General features: G+C 37.7%; 14 protein-coding genes. 7 read left to right on the top strand and 7 right to left on the bottom strand.

Annotated elements, in window-relative coordinates; translation table 11 throughout:
* Positions 1 to 156 precede the first annotated feature (156 nt).
* The 5 genes from HX004_RS11040 to HX004_RS11020 all read right to left on the bottom strand — a co-directional run bounded on the left by HX004_RS11040 (position 157) and on the right by HX004_RS11020 (position 6,578).
* Positions 157 to 1,989 carry an acyltransferase family protein gene (locus HX004_RS11040; protein ID WP_286442551.1) on the bottom strand — a complete coding sequence of 611 codons (1,833 nt, stop codon included), beginning with the start codon at positions 1,987 to 1,989 and terminating at the stop codon, positions 157 to 159.
* Between the two features lie 621 nt (positions 1,990 to 2,610).
* A complete protein-coding gene (locus HX004_RS11035; protein WP_286442550.1) occupies positions 2,611 to 3,357 on the bottom strand; it encodes a YoaK family protein in 747 nt (248 codons plus the stop codon).
* 153 nt (positions 3,358 to 3,510) lie between these two features.
* On the bottom strand, positions 3,511 to 4,719 hold the full coding sequence (gene wecC / locus HX004_RS11030; RefSeq protein WP_286442549.1) for a UDP-N-acetyl-D-mannosamine dehydrogenase: 1,209 nt from the start codon (positions 4,717 to 4,719) through the stop codon (positions 3,511 to 3,513).
* A gap of 115 nt (positions 4,720 to 4,834) precedes the next feature.
* A complete protein-coding gene (gene wecB / locus HX004_RS11025) occupies positions 4,835 to 5,959 on the bottom strand; it encodes a non-hydrolyzing UDP-N-acetylglucosamine 2-epimerase (protein WP_286442548.1) in 1,125 nt (374 codons plus the stop codon).
* 406 nt (positions 5,960 to 6,365) lie between these two features.
* A complete protein-coding gene (locus HX004_RS11020) occupies positions 6,366 to 6,578 on the bottom strand; it encodes a hypothetical protein (RefSeq protein WP_286442547.1) in 213 nt (70 codons plus the stop codon).
* Positions 6,579 to 6,715: 137 nt separating this feature from the next.
* On the opposite strand from HX004_RS11020, the gene HX004_RS11015 reads away from it, so the two are divergent.
* The 3 genes from HX004_RS11015 to HX004_RS11005 all read left to right on the top strand — a co-directional run bounded on the left by HX004_RS11015 (position 6,716) and on the right by HX004_RS11005 (position 7,864).
* The gene (locus HX004_RS11015; RefSeq protein ID WP_286442546.1) at positions 6,716 to 7,135 is read left to right on the top strand and encodes a cold-shock protein; all 420 of its coding nucleotides are present in this window, start codon (positions 6,716 to 6,718) and stop codon (positions 7,133 to 7,135) included.
* A 16-nt stretch (positions 7,136 to 7,151) separates the two neighbouring features.
* Positions 7,152 to 7,346 (top strand): cold-shock protein, encoded by a 195-nt coding sequence (locus HX004_RS11010; protein WP_002991706.1) that lies wholly within the window; start codon positions 7,152 to 7,154, stop codon positions 7,344 to 7,346.
* A gap of 194 nt (positions 7,347 to 7,540) precedes the next feature.
* Entirely contained in the window at positions 7,541 to 7,864 is a 324-nt protein-coding gene (locus tag HX004_RS11005) for a hypothetical protein (RefSeq protein WP_286442545.1), read from the top strand.
* Between the two features lie 60 nt (positions 7,865 to 7,924).
* Here HX004_RS11005 and HX004_RS11000 read toward each other — a convergent pair whose 3' ends face one another.
* Entirely contained in the window at positions 7,925 to 9,541 is a 1,617-nt protein-coding gene (locus HX004_RS11000; protein ID WP_182649907.1) for an ABC-F family ATP-binding cassette domain-containing protein, read from the bottom strand.
* A gap of 176 nt (positions 9,542 to 9,717) precedes the next feature.
* Between HX004_RS11000 and HX004_RS10995 the strand changes: the two genes are divergently transcribed.
* Positions 9,718 to 11,124 (top strand): hypothetical protein, encoded by a 1,407-nt coding sequence (locus tag HX004_RS10995; RefSeq protein ID WP_286442544.1) that lies wholly within the window; start codon positions 9,718 to 9,720, stop codon positions 11,122 to 11,124.
* Between the two features lie 23 nt (positions 11,125 to 11,147).
* On the opposite strand, the gene HX004_RS10990 is transcribed toward HX004_RS10995, so the two are convergent.
* A complete protein-coding gene (locus HX004_RS10990; RefSeq protein WP_286442543.1) occupies positions 11,148 to 11,333 on the bottom strand; it encodes a hypothetical protein in 186 nt (61 codons plus the stop codon).
* A gap of 652 nt (positions 11,334 to 11,985) precedes the next feature.
* Here HX004_RS10990 and HX004_RS10985 point away from each other — a divergent pair.
* The 3 genes from HX004_RS10985 to HX004_RS10975 all read left to right on the top strand — a co-directional run bounded on the left by HX004_RS10985 (position 11,986) and on the right by HX004_RS10975 (position 16,076).
* Positions 11,986 to 13,887 carry a DEAD/DEAH box helicase gene (locus tag HX004_RS10985; protein ID WP_286442542.1) on the top strand — a complete coding sequence of 634 codons (1,902 nt, stop codon included), beginning with the start codon at positions 11,986 to 11,988 and terminating at the stop codon, positions 13,885 to 13,887.
* Positions 13,888 to 13,957: 70 nt separating this feature from the next.
* Positions 13,958 to 14,710, top strand: a complete 753-nt coding sequence (locus tag HX004_RS10980; RefSeq protein ID WP_286442541.1) for a carboxypeptidase-like regulatory domain-containing protein — start codon at positions 13,958 to 13,960, stop codon at positions 14,708 to 14,710.
* Positions 14,711 to 14,822: 112 nt separating this feature from the next.
* A complete protein-coding gene (locus HX004_RS10975; protein ID WP_286442540.1) occupies positions 14,823 to 16,076 on the top strand; it encodes a dihydroorotase in 1,254 nt (417 codons plus the stop codon).
* Positions 16,077 to 16,087 lie beyond the last annotated feature (11 nt).

The raw sequence follows: 16,087 nt of genomic DNA, 5'->3' as shown, positions 1-16,087 counted from the left end.
GCATCTCACCCTACTCTGATTTTTCTATTCATCCCTATTGAATCATGTCATAGGACCCATTGCCATTGGTCCCTACGCATCTTATCGTTTCAGCAACATTCAACATTCAACATACAACATACAACATTCAACATTCAACATTCAAAAAAACCATCCCTAATCAATCAAATCATGCTTCTTGGCGAAAGTCATAAAATCGTGTTCCATCAGATCTCCTATTTTTCGACTACCGAAGGCATTGAGGTGTCCTTCGTCATAATAACCTAACGTATCGTTGAAGTAAGGCAAGGTTGACACTTTGTTGAAGTTGAAATCGAGATACAACACCTGATCGGGATTATTCTTAATGGCATCAAGTACAAATTGCGGTTCAGGTGAATTTAGGCGTTGAATTTCCCTACTATTTTCGGTATAAATAAAATCACGTGTTGCGCGTATGGGATTTCGATCCAACTTGGGATAATCCCCTAAAATAACCAAGCGCTGATCAGGGTCTAAGCTCTCTACCAAAGAGGTAAATGCCGTTTCTAGCGAAGTGATTTCCTTTAACCAGGCACTTGCAATAAAAATAATTTTACTCTTTTTCTTTACTACCTCAAATTCCTTGATTAGCGCCTCATATTGTTGACGCTCTTCTTCTTTATCAAAATCACTTGGCGCAATATTGGGAATCAATGGATATCGATCATTAGTCACAGACCAAAAGGAAAAATTATACTCCTTTCCTATTTCATCCAAAACTCCTTTATAAGCAAGGGCATGACTATCTCCAATCAAACAAATGGAATCAGGTTGTGCTTTTGCCTCTTCTCCATAAGGCCCCGCATGCACAAAAGTATCATCATGAGAATCCATACCAAACGTAGGCATAGCATATTCTTTGGGAATCGGAAACAGGTACTGATTCACGCGGTAGATGCCTGCACCAGCAAGGAGAAACAGGAATCCCAATGCTATAAACCTCGGAAAAAACACGGGGTTGGCATAGGAGCGAAATCTCTTTTCTACATAGGTATAAGACAACCAAGACAAGACATAGGTCAAAACGGCAATTCCAATCATTTGAAAAGCACCAAGTTCCGCATCCATATTGTAGTAACGCACAAAGGCCATAAGAGCCCAATGCCAGAGGTATATCGAATACGACAATTCTCCTATGTGTACCATTCCTTTAGTGGAAAATAGCGCATTCACCTGAGAAGTGGTCGTTAGCAACAGGAGTCCGGTTGAAACACATGGAATTAGCACCCACAGTCCTGGAAAAAGCGTTTGTTCTGAAAACAGTATTCCACAGGCTACAATGGCCCCTAAAGCCATCCAAGCGACTGTATTTTGGTGTTTTCCAATTAATTTTTGCAGCGTTTCTCCTCGAATAGCGAACACAACTCCAATTAAAAACTCAGGAATACGCGCTAGCAAAGAAAAATACATTTCACTTTGTTGATTCAGAAACAGACTAGAATAAAAAGAATAGCTCAATAACCCTATAATCAGCATTACACTAATTGGCAAAAGATATTTTTTACGGATAAACAGTAAAAAAAGCGGCAAGAGCAGGTAAAACTGCATTTCGATAGACAAGGTCCAAGTATGCAACAAAGGATTTTCTTGATTAGACGCTCCGAAATAAGTATCTAAATGAGCAAAATAGTTGTTGGATACAAACATACCTGCTCTCATCATAGTAGTGCGAAGATTGAGAATATCTACCCATACATAGACACAAGCCCCTAGGAGTCCGACAAAAGTTAACAGCACCAAAAACACAGGCATAATGCGCTTCACACGTCCGAAATAGAAATCCAAAAAGCGAAAAGTTCCCTTTTCTTTTTTATCTAGGATGATGCTACTCACCAAAAATCCCGAAATCACAAAAAAAACATCTACCCCTATAAACCCACCACTAAGCCAAGAGGGATTGAGGTGAAAAATAAAAACTAAAAGTACAGCTAATGCTCTTAATCCTTGTATATCTGGTCTATACTGCATAGTTGGGTATCATTTTTTACTTTGGTAGGCCTGTTACTTGTACCTCTTTTTTGTCTAACCACTCCCCATGAAGATACAAGAACGTAAATATAGTTTTTTTTTGTGAAGTCGCTATTTGTGAGGTTGTGCTTTGTGAAGTTGTGCTTTGTGAAGTTGTGCTTTGTGAAGTTGTGCTTTGTGAGGGTTGCTCATCGTGAGGGTTGTGCTTTGTGAAGTTGTGCTTTGTGAGGTTTGCTCATCGTGAGGTTTGCGATTTGTGAAGTTGTGCTTCGTGAAGTTGCAAGAATTATCGATTAAAGGAGTTTTTTGACACAGCAACTCCCGTACGTCTGTCCTGAGGGAACGAAGGATCGCATCTGTTACTCACACAACAGTATGATGTGAGCGCGGGATGCGACCTATCTCATAGGTTTAAACTTTATTTTGATATTCGATGAATCTACGCTACGCTACGATTTCTCCTACTGTCGGGGTGACAGACGGGCTGGAATGACAGATTGGTTAATCCTGTCACAAGACCAATTGCCATTGATTTTTCCATTCATCAATATTAAATCATGTCATAGGACCCATTGCCATTGGTCCCTACGTACCTCATCACCTCACCACCACACCATCTCCCTAAAATCGAAAATCTCTATTTTGGATTTTGCGTCTCAAGGCATAATAGCTCATCAACAGTTGATCATACCAAAGGGCAAAGAGCAAGAGAGCGGCCCCTAACAAGAGGGTTTTGAATTGGTAGTGGAAATACATAAATCCGCCGGCCACACAACCGATAAAGAAACAGCCAATAATGGCAAGCATAAGGAAAATACTGCGAAACAGTTGTACGCGTTCAGATCGGTTTTTATAGAAGAACAATTGAGACAGTACGATGCCCAAATCGGTAAACAATCCTGTTAAGTGGGTGGTACGCACCACAGCCCCAGATACACGAGTTACAAGTGAGTTCTGCACCCCCATAGAAAACAACAACACCAAAGCCGTAAACACGCTGTATTTCAACAAGGCGTTTGGCATGGTTACATCAATAACACTCAACCCTACCAGGAGCACCACCTCTAACAGAATAGGAATTACATAAGACACTTCGGGTTTGTGTTTCAATACCCACTCCATAATCAAACTCGACACAAACGATCCTAAAAGAAAGAAAAAAGTATAAATAAGATAAACAATCGCGCGATTGTAATTCTCCTCTACCACCTCTTCTGCAAAAAAAGCAAAATGCCCTGTGACGTTGGTAGTCAGGGTATGTAATCCCAACACCCCCACACTATTGACAATACCCGCCACACAAGAAAGTACGGAAGCCAATTTGAGGTTGTGAGAATACGCTCGATTTTTACCTTGGTGTCTAAACATGGATCTAATTGAATATACACAAAGTTACGAAAAAAGGGATTGATTATCCGTGATGTGAGATCAGGTAACGGGCAAGAAAAAACCATTCCCTTATCGGAATGGTTTTCTTTGTTTTGAATATTTTTTGTCAATGGTTACCTATAAACCATTTTACTAATTTTTTCTTACCCCACAGAAGTCCAACACAACTTTATTTGTTGGGATTTCCAGTGTTTTAAATTCAGTATGAGCAACGAGAAAAACAACGATATCTGCTTTTTCTACTGCTTCTTTATAGTGGGTTAATTTAAAGATTTTATGTTCGTGAACATTAGGTTCTACAATAAACAAATCGGCATCTCCTGAATCTTGTAGAATTCGCTCTGTGATATAGATGGCAGGCGATTCACGTAGGTCGTCAATATTGGGTTTAAACGCCAATCCCATGACAGCAATAGCGGGTTCTCTACCTTCTTTTAATTCAAAGGCTAAACGGGTGGACTTTACTTTTTCTGCACACCAAAAGGACTTGTAATTATTAATTTCTCTTGCTTGAGCAATAATTCGAGATTCCATCGGGAATTCCGAAACAATAAAATACGGATCCACTGCGATGCAGTGTCCTCCTACCCCACATCCGGGTTGTAAGATATTCACGCGAGGGTGTTTGTTTGCCAATTCAATCAGTTCCCAAACATTTATCCCTGCTTTATCACAGATTAGAGACAACTCATTGGCAAAGGCAATCTGCACATCACGAGAGGAGTTTTCCGTTAGTTTACACATTTCTGCCGTACGTGCATTTGTGGGATGCAAAGTACCTTGTACGAATTGACGGTAAAAAGCAATAGCCTTTTGTGTAGAAGCTTCATTGACTCCACCAATCACGCGGTCATTGTGAACTAATTCATACATGACATTTCCTGGCAATACGCGCTCTGGACAATACGCTAAATATATTTTCCCTTCTAATTCTGGACGTTCTGTAAAGATGTACTCCATCATTTTTTCTGTTGTTCCAACAGGAGAAGTTGACTCAATAATGTATAAATCCCCCTCTTTCAACAAGGGAATAACAGCCGTTGTGGCTGCCTTTACGTAAGAAATATCCGGTTCGTGATTTCCTCCTTTAAAAGGTGTGGGCACCACCACCAAATAGGTATCTGCTTGAATGGGTTTAGTAGCCGCCTTTAAATATCCCGATTGCACCACTTGTGCTACGGCTTGATCTAAATCAGGCTCTACAATGTGAATTTTTCCCGCATTGATAGTATCCACCACATGTTGGGAGATATCTACACCATGTACGTGTATTTTATTCTGTGCAATTAAGGCCGATGTAGGCAATCCTATATACCCTAATCCAATGGTTACTACTTGCATATATTTTTTTGTTTTTTTGTCTTTTTTTTGTTCGTTGTTAGCTGTTATTAGGGGATTTTGTATGAAAGAGAAAATTCGCTTAAACGGTCAATCGCTTAAACTTTCTCATCCTCATCTAACCTTTCAACCCTTCAATAAACGCTACAATACGCTGACAAGCTTTACCATCTCCATAAGGGTTGTGTAAAGCTGACATCTGGGTGTAACGTGCCGTATCAGTCAACAGACTATTTGCTTCACTGACAATTTTTTGGGTTTCTGTTCCCACTAAAATAACAGTTCCAGCTTCCACGGCTTCTGGACGTTCTGTGGTATTTCGCATCACTAAAACAGGTTTACCTAAACTAGGTGCTTCTTCTTGTACTCCTCCGCTATCTGTAATAATCAAATAACTTTGATTCATCAGCCAAACAAAGGAAGGATACGCTAAGGGCTCTATCAGCTTAATATTGTCAATCTCGGACAAAATATCATAAACGGGCTTCATTACGTTGGGATTTAAATGTACAGGATAAATGATTTGTACATCGGTATGGGTGGTTGCAATTTCCTTCAACGCTTCGCAAATGCGAATAAATCCATCGCCATGGTTCTCTCTGCGGTGGCCCGTAACGAGAATTAATTTCTTGGTTGGATCAACTAATTGTTTGAGTTTGTGAATCGCCTCATTTTGCAATTCTTCCACGCGTTCCACACTTTCTAACAAAGCATCAATTACCGTATTTCCCGTGATAATAATAGTCTGGGGATCAATATTCTCCTGCAGTAAATTTACCTGAGAAGCCTCCGTAGGAGCAAAATGGTAATCGCTAATTCGACCCGTAACCTGGCGATTCATCTCTTCTGGAAAAGGTGATCGCTTATTGTTGGTGCGCAACCCCGCCTCTACGTGACATACTTTCGCCCCACTGTAAAAAGCTGCCAAGCTCGCCGCCATAGTTGTTGTCGTATCCCCGTGAACATAAACATAATCGGGCTGAAAATCTTCCAACACCTCTTTTAATCCAACTATAATATCAGCCGTTAGGCTATATAAATTTTGATTGGGCTTCATGAGATTTAAATCATACTCTGGTACAATATCAAAAAAATCCAACACTTGATCTAACATCTCACGATGCTGAGCCGTTACACATACCCGTGTATCAAACTGTTGATGTTGCTTTTTAAATTCCTTCACCAAAGGAGCCATTTTGATTGCTTCTGGCCTTGTACCAAATACAATTAAATTCTTTTTCATTGCTTAAATTCTTAAAAAGGAGAACTTATACTTTATTTTTGTTGTTGTTTTCTTTTGTACTTATTTCTAGCAAAACAAGCATTTTGAATCTTTTCTATGCTTCCGATATCCTACCTAAATAGAACAACACTTGAATCTAACGGATTTTTATAAAAAAAATTATGACTAAATCGTATTTTTACAGTCAAAGGTACATTTTTATAAGCATTACACCCAATTTGTTTGTTGTGTTTTTTGCTTTGCCTCCCTTCTCTTTTGCCGTATCACAAACAACAACACCTGATTACCTCATACAACCTTGCTAGAAAAGGAGGAAGATAGGCCTATGTATTTGATCAAATTCTTCTAATTTTCGTCCTTCTCAGTAAGAAGAAGTCCCATCCCTTCCCCTCACATTACTATTCCATTAAAAAAAAAACAAAAAACCAAAAAAAAGCTCTACCTTTGCTTCGATTTTAGCAATTAAACTAAATTGTATAGCCTGGTAAATTTCATCACAGCTCCAAACTGTGCTCATTTTTTTCAAACTTTTACTACTGTTTTTGCATTTATCACCAAGGATAAATATTTTTTTATTTTCATTCGTAGTAAGTAAGTTTTCAAAACCACTTTGCAACATAAGCTCGTTTCTAGTGCTAGAAACGCTCTCCTGATGGCTACTAATTGAATAACGAAATGTTCTTGTGTAATCGCTCAGGCGATAGTTATTTATAAATTACCAAATACCTTGTATATTGGTTCACTTAAATTCAATTAATGGCAGATTCATTTTTTAAGAAAGAAAACAACAAAAAGAAAAAGCAAAAACAGGACGAGAAATTAAAACGTCGCGAGGAACGCAAACAAAACAATAACAAAGGAAAAGATCTGGAAGACTTATTTGTTTATGTGGATAAAATGGGGCAATTAACACATCTTACTCCAGAAGAACAAGCAGCACTAGAGAAAAAGGAAGTACAAAAGGCAGAGAAAATAACCCAAACGGAACATGAAGGAATTATTAGCTATGTTACAGATAAAGGTTATGCTTTTGTGATTGACTCAGTAAGCAGAGAGAGTATCTTTCTACATCAAAATGATTTAAATATCCCCCTTGAAAAGGGATTAAAGATAAGCTTTAAGCTAGAACAAAATAAAAACGGAATACGCGCGGTAGAAGCCGCTAAAAAAGAATAATTAATTTTTATACATTATGCAACAAGGAACAGTAAAGTTTTTTAATGAAACTAAAGGATTTGGATTTATCACACCAGACGATAACGGAGCAGATATTTTCGTTCACACTTCAGGTTTAGTTGACCGCATCCGTGAAAACGATGTAGTTACTTACGAAGTTGAAAAAGGTAAAAAAGGATTAAACGCAGTTGAAGTTAGAAGAGTTAGATAATTAACACTTCTCGGTTTACCGTAGATAATCTTAAAAAAGCCGATCCATTTAGTTGGGTTGGCTTTTTTTTATGGTTATCGGATAAATTTTCTGATTTAAGGATATTTTTTCTTTAATCGATTATCTGGCAAAAAAACAAATCTAAAGATTATCGGTTATATCGATACTGAATCATATCATAAGGCCAATTACCATTGGCCCCTACGTATCTTATCATCGCAACAACAACCAACAACCAACAAACAACCAACAACAAACAACCAACAACAAACAACCAACAACAAACAACGAACAACCAACAACGAACAACCAACAACGAACAACCAACAACAAACAACAAACAACCAACAACAAACAACCAACAACAAACAACCAACAACAAACAACCAACAACCAACAACAAACAACCAACAACCAACAACAAACAACCAACAACCAACAACCAACAACAAACAACAAACAACAAACAACGAACAACAAACAACAAACAACCAACAACAAAAAAAAACCACCCCTAAAAAGGAATGGTTTTCTTACTATTGAAAATCTTCTGTAAACTGTTAACTGTTCACCGTTAACTATTTATACATTTTATCTCTTAGTTCTTTTACTTTTGGATCATCCAAGTAATCTTCGAATGTCATATAACGATCAATTACCCCATTTGGAGTTAATTCCAAGATACGTGTTCCAACCGTTTGAGCGAATTCTTTATCGTGTGTAGTGAAAAGAACAGTACCTTTAAACCCTTTTAACGAGTTATTAAATGCTGTAATCGACTCTAAGTCTAAGTGGTTTGTAGGCTCGTCTAACATCAATACATTTGCTCTTAGCATCATCATACGAGACAACATACAACGTACTTTTTCTCCTCCTGATAATACACGTCCTGTTTTCAATGCTTCTTCACCAGAGAAAATCATTTTTCCTAAGAAACCACGTACATAAACTTCGTCTCTTTCTTCTTCCGTTTTTGCCCATTGACGCAACCAATCTACTAAGGTTAAGTCATTTTCAAAAAACGCGTGGTTATCTGCTGGTAAGTATGACTGAGAAGTCGTAATTCCCCACTCTACCTTACCTGCATCTGCTTTAAGGTTGTCGTTGATAATTTCATAGAAAGCAGTAGTTGCACGTGAATCGCGAGAAATCACTACAATCTTATCCCCTTTAACCACATTTAAATCCACATCTTTAAACAATACTTCACCGTCAATTGAACTAGCTAATCCTGTAATGTTTAAAATTTGATCTCCTGCTTCTCTATCTTGATCAAAGATAATCGCCGGATAACGACGTGAAGAAGGTTTAATATCGTCTAATTTTAATTTATCAATCATTTTTTTACGAGAAGTTGCCTGTTTTGACTTAGCAACGTTCGCACTAAAACGACGGATAAACTCTTCTAATTCTGCTTTTTTCTCTTCTGCTTTCTTGTTTTGTTGCGCTCTTTGTTTTGCCGCTAACTGGCTCGACTCATACCAGAACGTATAGTTACCCGAATAGTGGGTAATTTTTCCGAAGTCAATATCCGATACGTGTGTACAAACAGCATCCAAGAAGTGACGGTCGTGAGATACAACCAATACCGTATTTTCGTAGTTTGCCAAGAAGTTTTCTAACCAACCGATTGTTTCAAAATCCAAGTCGTTGGTCGGCTCATCCATGATTAATACATCTGGATTTCCGAATAAAGCTTGTGCTAATAACACACGTACTTTCAACTTCGCATCCATTTCTCCCATTAGCGTATAGTGAAATTCTTCTGCAATACCTAAGTTAGATAACATCGTTGCTGCATCAGACTCCGCATTCCACCCATTCATCTCATCAAAGCGAATTTGAAGCTCACCAATGCGGTCAGCATTCTCATCTGTATAATTCAAATACAGCTCGTCCATTTCCTTCTTTACTGCGAATAGATCTTTATTTCCCATCACCACTGTTTCAAGCACGGTGTGCTCATCAAACATATTGTGGTTCTGGTTTAATACAGACATACGTTTGCCCGGTTCTAGAATAACATGTCCAGAAGTTGGATCAATTTCACCAGATAAAATTTTCAAAAACGTTGATTTACCCGCACCATTCGCACCGATAATCCCATAGCAGTTACCTTGCGTAAAGGTTACATTTACTTCATCAAATAAAATTCGCTTACCGAACTGAACTGACAGATTTGAAACTGTTAACATTATTTCTCGTTTGATTTAATTTGTGCAAAATTACTAAATATATATGAGATTTAATCGGTCTTATTTATTTCAATTTTGAATTACTTATTTTAACCATATATTAACAACTTTAAATAATCGTAAAACTTACTTTTGCTTTCGACGTCAATTTTTAACTAGCATTATCCCCCAAAACAATGTGTAGTAACCTTTTACATACAAGCATTCGCTATGGCTTAGTGCCATTAGTCTTGTTGTTATTTTCTTGTCAGAAGAAATTTGAAACAACGGATTACTCGGCCTATTTCAGTGGCGAAATACAAAACCCAACGAGTAAATATATTCTATTTTTCAAAGATAACGATCTGTTAGACACCATCTTCCTAGATGAAAACAATCGCTTTGAAAAGAAATTCGATTCATTGAGTCCTGGACTCTATATCTATAGAATCAACCCTGAATTTCAGTATGTCTACTTCGACAAGAATGACAGCTTACACCTGCGTTTGAACTCCAGAGATTTTGATCACTCTATCATTTTCTCAGGTCGTGGGGCAGAGAAAAATAACTTCTTGATGAATTTAACGGTGAAGAACTTAGTAGACGAATCGACGCGTTATGAAAACTACGATTATGGTGTTGATCAATTTACACGCTTTATCGACTCTACTCATGCGGCTCGCACAACCTACTACTTGAGAAGTAAAGCAATTATTGGCTGGGGGCCAGAGTTTGACATATATGCAAAAACTAAATTAGATCTTCACTTCTTCAGTCAAAAGGAAATTTACCCTATTGCACATTATGTGCGCACCAAAGAGGATATTCGCAACCAATTGCCTTCAAATTATTACGATTTCCGAAATAAAGTAGACTTCAACAACGAAAAATTAATTCGTTATTCGTCCTTTACCAAATACTTGGCTATCATGTTGAGTTCAATTAGCGACGAATCGGATCTCGACTTTGACAGTCAAACCAAATTTGATAAAAACATCACCAAGTTGAATGTTGTGGATACACTCATTCGCAATGAAAAGGTGAAAAATACAATTTTAGACAATATTGCTTTAATCTATTTATTGGAAGACCAAAATCTCAATAACAACGACAAGTTTTTCGAGGCTTATTTCAAACTTTCTACGGACACCACGCAACACCAAGAAATTATCAAGATTCAAAATGCAGTTCAAAATTTAAAGTACGAGAATCGCCTGCCTAAGGTAGACCTGGTCGATTTAAATGAGAAACCGGTAGACTTTAAAAAGTTAATCCACAAAAAAACGCTGATGTTCGTTTGGACCAAAAACGGCTTAGCACACGCAGAAGCCAGTCACAAAAGAGCCATAGCCTTATTAGAGCAATTACCTCATATTCAAGTCATCTCCGTTTGTATTGATGGTGAACACCAAGAATGGAAAGAATTGGTTCAGCCTTTTAAACATCCCAATCTTATTGAATTGCGTTGTACAGATTTCAATGATATGAAAGACAAATGGATTATCACCAAAATTCAACGCAGCATTATCTTAAATAAAGATGGAAGTATTCAAGAAGCGTTTGTAAATATTTTTGATCGAAATATAGAGAAACTGCTGGAATAGGTTATCAGTTATCGGTTAACAGTTTACAGAAGATATTCAATAGTAAGAAAACCATTCCTTTTTAGGGATGGTTTTTTTGTTTGTTGTTTGTTGTTTGTTGGTTGTTGGTTGTTGTGCGTTGGTTGTTGTGCGTTGGTTGTTGTGCGTTGGTTGTTGGTTGGTTGTTGAAACGATAAGATACGTAGGGGTCCAATGGCAATTGGCCTCATAACATGATTCAATATTGATCTAACAGTTAACAGTTAACCAATCCTCATAAAAAAACCCTTCAATAGCAATACGAAGTTTGAGGCTATTGAAGGGTTTGTATTTTTTAAGAATTCAGTATAATATATTTAGTCCCCACTAATATTTTTATGATATCTTAAAGTAATTGCACATATTCTCATTTTGTGCATTTTTATTCAAACTCCATGGACAAAATTACAAGTAGTTTTGTAAAATCAAAACACATCCCTCTTTTTTTTATTTCTCATACTCCTTTAATTATCGCTAATAGCAGAAGTAAACCTCAATTCAAAAGCGTCAAACACGTCATAATCAAGCCACTTGGAAAAATTCTCAAAATTTAGATTAATAATTTTACTATTATTTTTCGCGATTCATTTCAGTTCTTTTTTTTTGTAGACGGTATAATTTGCTGATTTTCTTCTTTTTCCCTTAGACACTATCCGTTCCCATCGACTTCAGTTTTTTTGTCTACCGTTTTTAATAATTCACAATCTTTTGTTGGTTTTTCTCTTTAAAATGAGAAAAAAAATAATTTTGTCAACGTAAATCATTTTTTTTATTTTTTTTATGGTTAGAAACTCATATTTAATAAAAGAATAGTAGTACCTTTGCGCCTATTTTATTATTTATATGAACAATTTCGAACTATTAGGTCTAAATGAATTGCTAGTATCTGCAATTAATGATTTAGGATTTGAGAATCCTTCAGAGATCCAAGAAAAAGCAATTCCTTTATTATTAGAAAAAAATACCGATATTGTTGCGTTAGCCCAAACAGGGACTGGGAAAACCGCAGCATTTGGTTTTCCGCTTATTCAGAAAATTGACCTGTCTAAAAAACACACTCAAGCGTTGATTTTATCACCAACGCGAGAGCTATGCTTGCAAATTGCAAATGAAATCAAACAATACTCTAAGTACGTAAAAGGACTTCATACAGTGGCTGTATACGGTGGGGCGAGTATTACAGAGCAAGCAAGAGAAATCAAACGCGGTGCACATATCATTGTTGCTACTCCAGGGAGAATGCAAGATATGATTAACCGTGGTATGGTTGACATCAAACATATTGAATACTGTGTGTTAGATGAGGCAGATGAAATGTTGAATATGGGGTTTTATGAGGACATCACCTCTATTTTAGCTGACACACCAGAAGACAAAAGTACTTGGTTATTCTCTGCAACAATGCCTGCTGAAGTAGCGAGCATCGCGAGAGAATTCATGTCTAACCCTGCTGAAATCACAGTTGGACACAAAAATCAAGGATCAACTAATGTTAGTCACGAGTATTATTTAGTTTCTGCTAGAGACCGCTATTTAGCGTTAAAACGCTTAGCAGATGCCAATCCAAATATCTTCTCTGTCATTTTCTGTAGAACAAAGAGAGATACACAAGCGATTGCTGAAAAATTAATCGAAGACGGTTATAACGCAGCAGCTCTACACGGTGATTTATCGCAAGCACAACGCGACGCGGTAATGAAAGCCTTCAGAGGTAAACAAATCCAAATGCTTGTAGCTACTGACGTAGCTGCACGTGGTATTGACGTTGATGATATTACGCACGTAGTAAACTACCAACTTCCAGATGAAATCGAAACCTATACACACCGTAGTGGTCGTACAGGACGTGCTGGAAAATCTGGAGTTTCTATGGTAATCATCACCAAAAGTGAGGCGCGTAAGATTTCTCAAATCGAGCGTATCATGAAAACGAAATTCGAAGAGAAGCCAATTCCATCTGGATTGGAAATCTGCGAAATTCAGTTGTATCACATTGCTAACCGCATCAAAAACGTAGAGGTTAATCCGGAGATTGAAACATTCTTACCTTCGATTACGGAGTTATTAGAAGATTTAACAACGGAAGAATTAATCAAGAAAGTAGTTTCTGTTGAGTTTAACCACTTATTAGAATACTACCAAAAATCGTCAAACAGCTTAACGAATGTTGGTTCAGCTGGAAGATCATCGAAAGAAGTTCCTACAGATGGAGCGGTTCGTTTCTTCTTAAACTTAGGAGCAAAAGACGGATTCGATTGGATGAGCTTGAAAGATTACTTACGCGATACGTTAGAATTAGGTCGTGATGACTTATTCAAAGTAGACGTAAAAGAGGGATTCTCCTTCTTCAATACAGATGCAGAGCACGCAGACAAGATCATGACCATCTTAAACAACGAGACGTACAAAGAGCGCCGAGTAAATGTTGAGATTTCAAACAATGACGGAGGTAAAAACTCAGGAAGAAGAGATCACAACAGACGCGGAGGCGGAGGACGTGGCGGAGATGGAGGTTTCCGTTCTGAGCGCAGAGATCGCGGAGAAAGAAGCGATAGAGGCGACAGAAGAGGCGGAGATCGTTCAACGAGCAACCGTTCTGATCGTGGAGGACGTTCTAATGATCGCAGCGATAGAAATGACCGCGGTGACAGAGGAAACAGAAACGACAGAGCTCCTCGCAACGAGAGAAGTTCTTCTAGAAGAAGTGGTGACAACAACGCACCAAGACGCCCTAGAAGAAGTTAATCTGTTAATTTTTTTCAAATAAGATATAAAACTGTAAAATATCCACTATTTTTAAGCAATTTTAAAAATGATGAGAAATTTTACAGTTTTTTTATTTACATGCCTACTGTCTTTCGCGGCATGGAGCCAATCTCCGCAAGTGAAAGGTACAATTTACAACGATAAGTCTCTCCTACCGGTTGACGATGTTAACGTGATTAACATCACCCAAGTAAAGGGAACTGTCAGCAAACGAGATGGCTCATTCTCTATTGCTGCAAATTTGAATGACTCCATTCACTTTTCTTTTCCTGGTTATTTGCCCATCAAATTAAAAGTAACCAACGACTGGTTAAACAATGACAATCTAAAACTGTATTTGACAGAACAGTCCATCGAATTGGCTGAAATTTTCATCAAGAAATACGATTTAACGGGTATTCTAGAAGTAGATACCAAATTAATCGAACTCAACGATAAGCTACAAGTAGATTTCTATAGACGCACGAGTATGCCCACTTACAATATTGCTGTAGGTAGCTATTTTAGTCCCGTAGATGCGGTATATAACTTATTTAAAGGCAAAGCCAAAGAACTCAAGAAGCTCGAGAACATCCGAGAGGATCAAAATATGATTGCCTTGATGCAAACACGTTATGATCGTGAAATCGTTTGTGGTTTACTGGGTATCACCCAAGAGGATATTATTAAAACCTTGAAGAACTGCAACCAGACAGATCGATTCATCTATACAGCTACTGATTTTCAAATCTATCAAGCGCTCAATGAGTGTTTTGAAAATTCGAAAATATTAGTAAAAAAACAAAATAATACATCCAGATAAGGGGTGTATTTTTTTTGTTCTTTTCTTAGCGGAGTTCCTCGCAAAACCAAAAAATAAAAAGTATTTTTGTACACATTAACTACACATAACTAATTTTAATTCTCGCACTAAAATGAATATCATTTTAAAATCTGCAAAAATCATAGATTCAACAAGTCCATTCCACAACCAAGTGAAGGATATCCACGTAAAAAACGGAAAAATTGAACTCATCGCTGATGCTATAACAGCGGCTGATGCTACTGTAGTACAATTGGAAGATTTAAGTGTTTCTCCAGGTTGGTTTGACACCTCTGTTTCTTTTGGTGAACCGGGATATGAGGAAAGAGAAACTTTGGTTCACGGATTAGAAGTAGCTGCTAAAAGCGGTTTTACCCAGGTGGCTATTGAGTCTAACAACAACCCGATTACGGACAATCAAAGTATTGTGAGCTTTATCAAACAAAAGGCCTTCGGACAAACGACAGAGGCTTTTCCGATTGGTGCTTTAACCATGAAAAGCGAAGGAACGGATTTAGCAGAATTATACGATATGAAAAACGCTGGTGCAGTGGCATTTGGCGATTATAAAAAAGCAATTGACAATGCGAATGTCTTAAAAATCGCCTTGCAATATGTACAGGATTTCGATGGATTGGTATTGGCCTTTTCACAAGATAAGAGCATCAAAGGAAAAGGAGTGGTTCACGAAGGTGTTACCAGCACAACCTTGGGCTTAAAAGGAATTCCTCCTTTAGCAGAGGAATTGCAAGTAGCACGCAACTTATTCTTATTGGAATACACCGGAGGCAAAATGCACATTCCGACAATATCTACGGCTAAATCCGTGGAGCTTATTCGCGAAGCAAAAGCAAAAGGATTACACGTAACTTGTAGTGTGGCGGTTCACCAATTGGTATTAACCGACGCTAAATTAACTGCTTTTGACAGCCGCCATAAAGTAAGTCCTCCATTGCGAGATGAAGCAACCAGACAAGCGCTATTAGCTGGTGTATTAGACCATACTATCGATTGTATTACAACGGATCACACGCCTTTGGATATTGAACACAAAAAACTAGAATTTGACCTTGCTACTTCGGGAACTATCGGATTAGAATCTGCATTTGCTGCGCTCAATACGGTTTTACCTATCGAAGTAATCGTAGATAAATTAACCGCAGGGCGTGCAATATTCGGACTACCTACAGTTCATATCCAAGAAGGAAATGAGGCAAACCTCAGCTTATTCACTACAGAAGGAACATGGACGTTTACAAAAGAAAATATTCTTTCTAAATCGAAGAACTCCGCATTCTTAGGTAGTGCTATGCAAGGAAAAGTGCATGGAGTAATTCGCCAAGATAAGCAAACCTTTAATTTTTAGTTTAACTAAAA

The sequence above is a fragment of the Myroides sp. 1354 genome (assembly GCF_030324495.1).
In the GTDB taxonomy this organism is placed as follows: Bacteria; Bacteroidota; Bacteroidia; order Flavobacteriales; family Flavobacteriaceae; genus Flavobacterium.
Note: the sequence above shows the minus strand (reverse complement) of the source record. Positions and strands in the feature narration are given on the sequence as shown.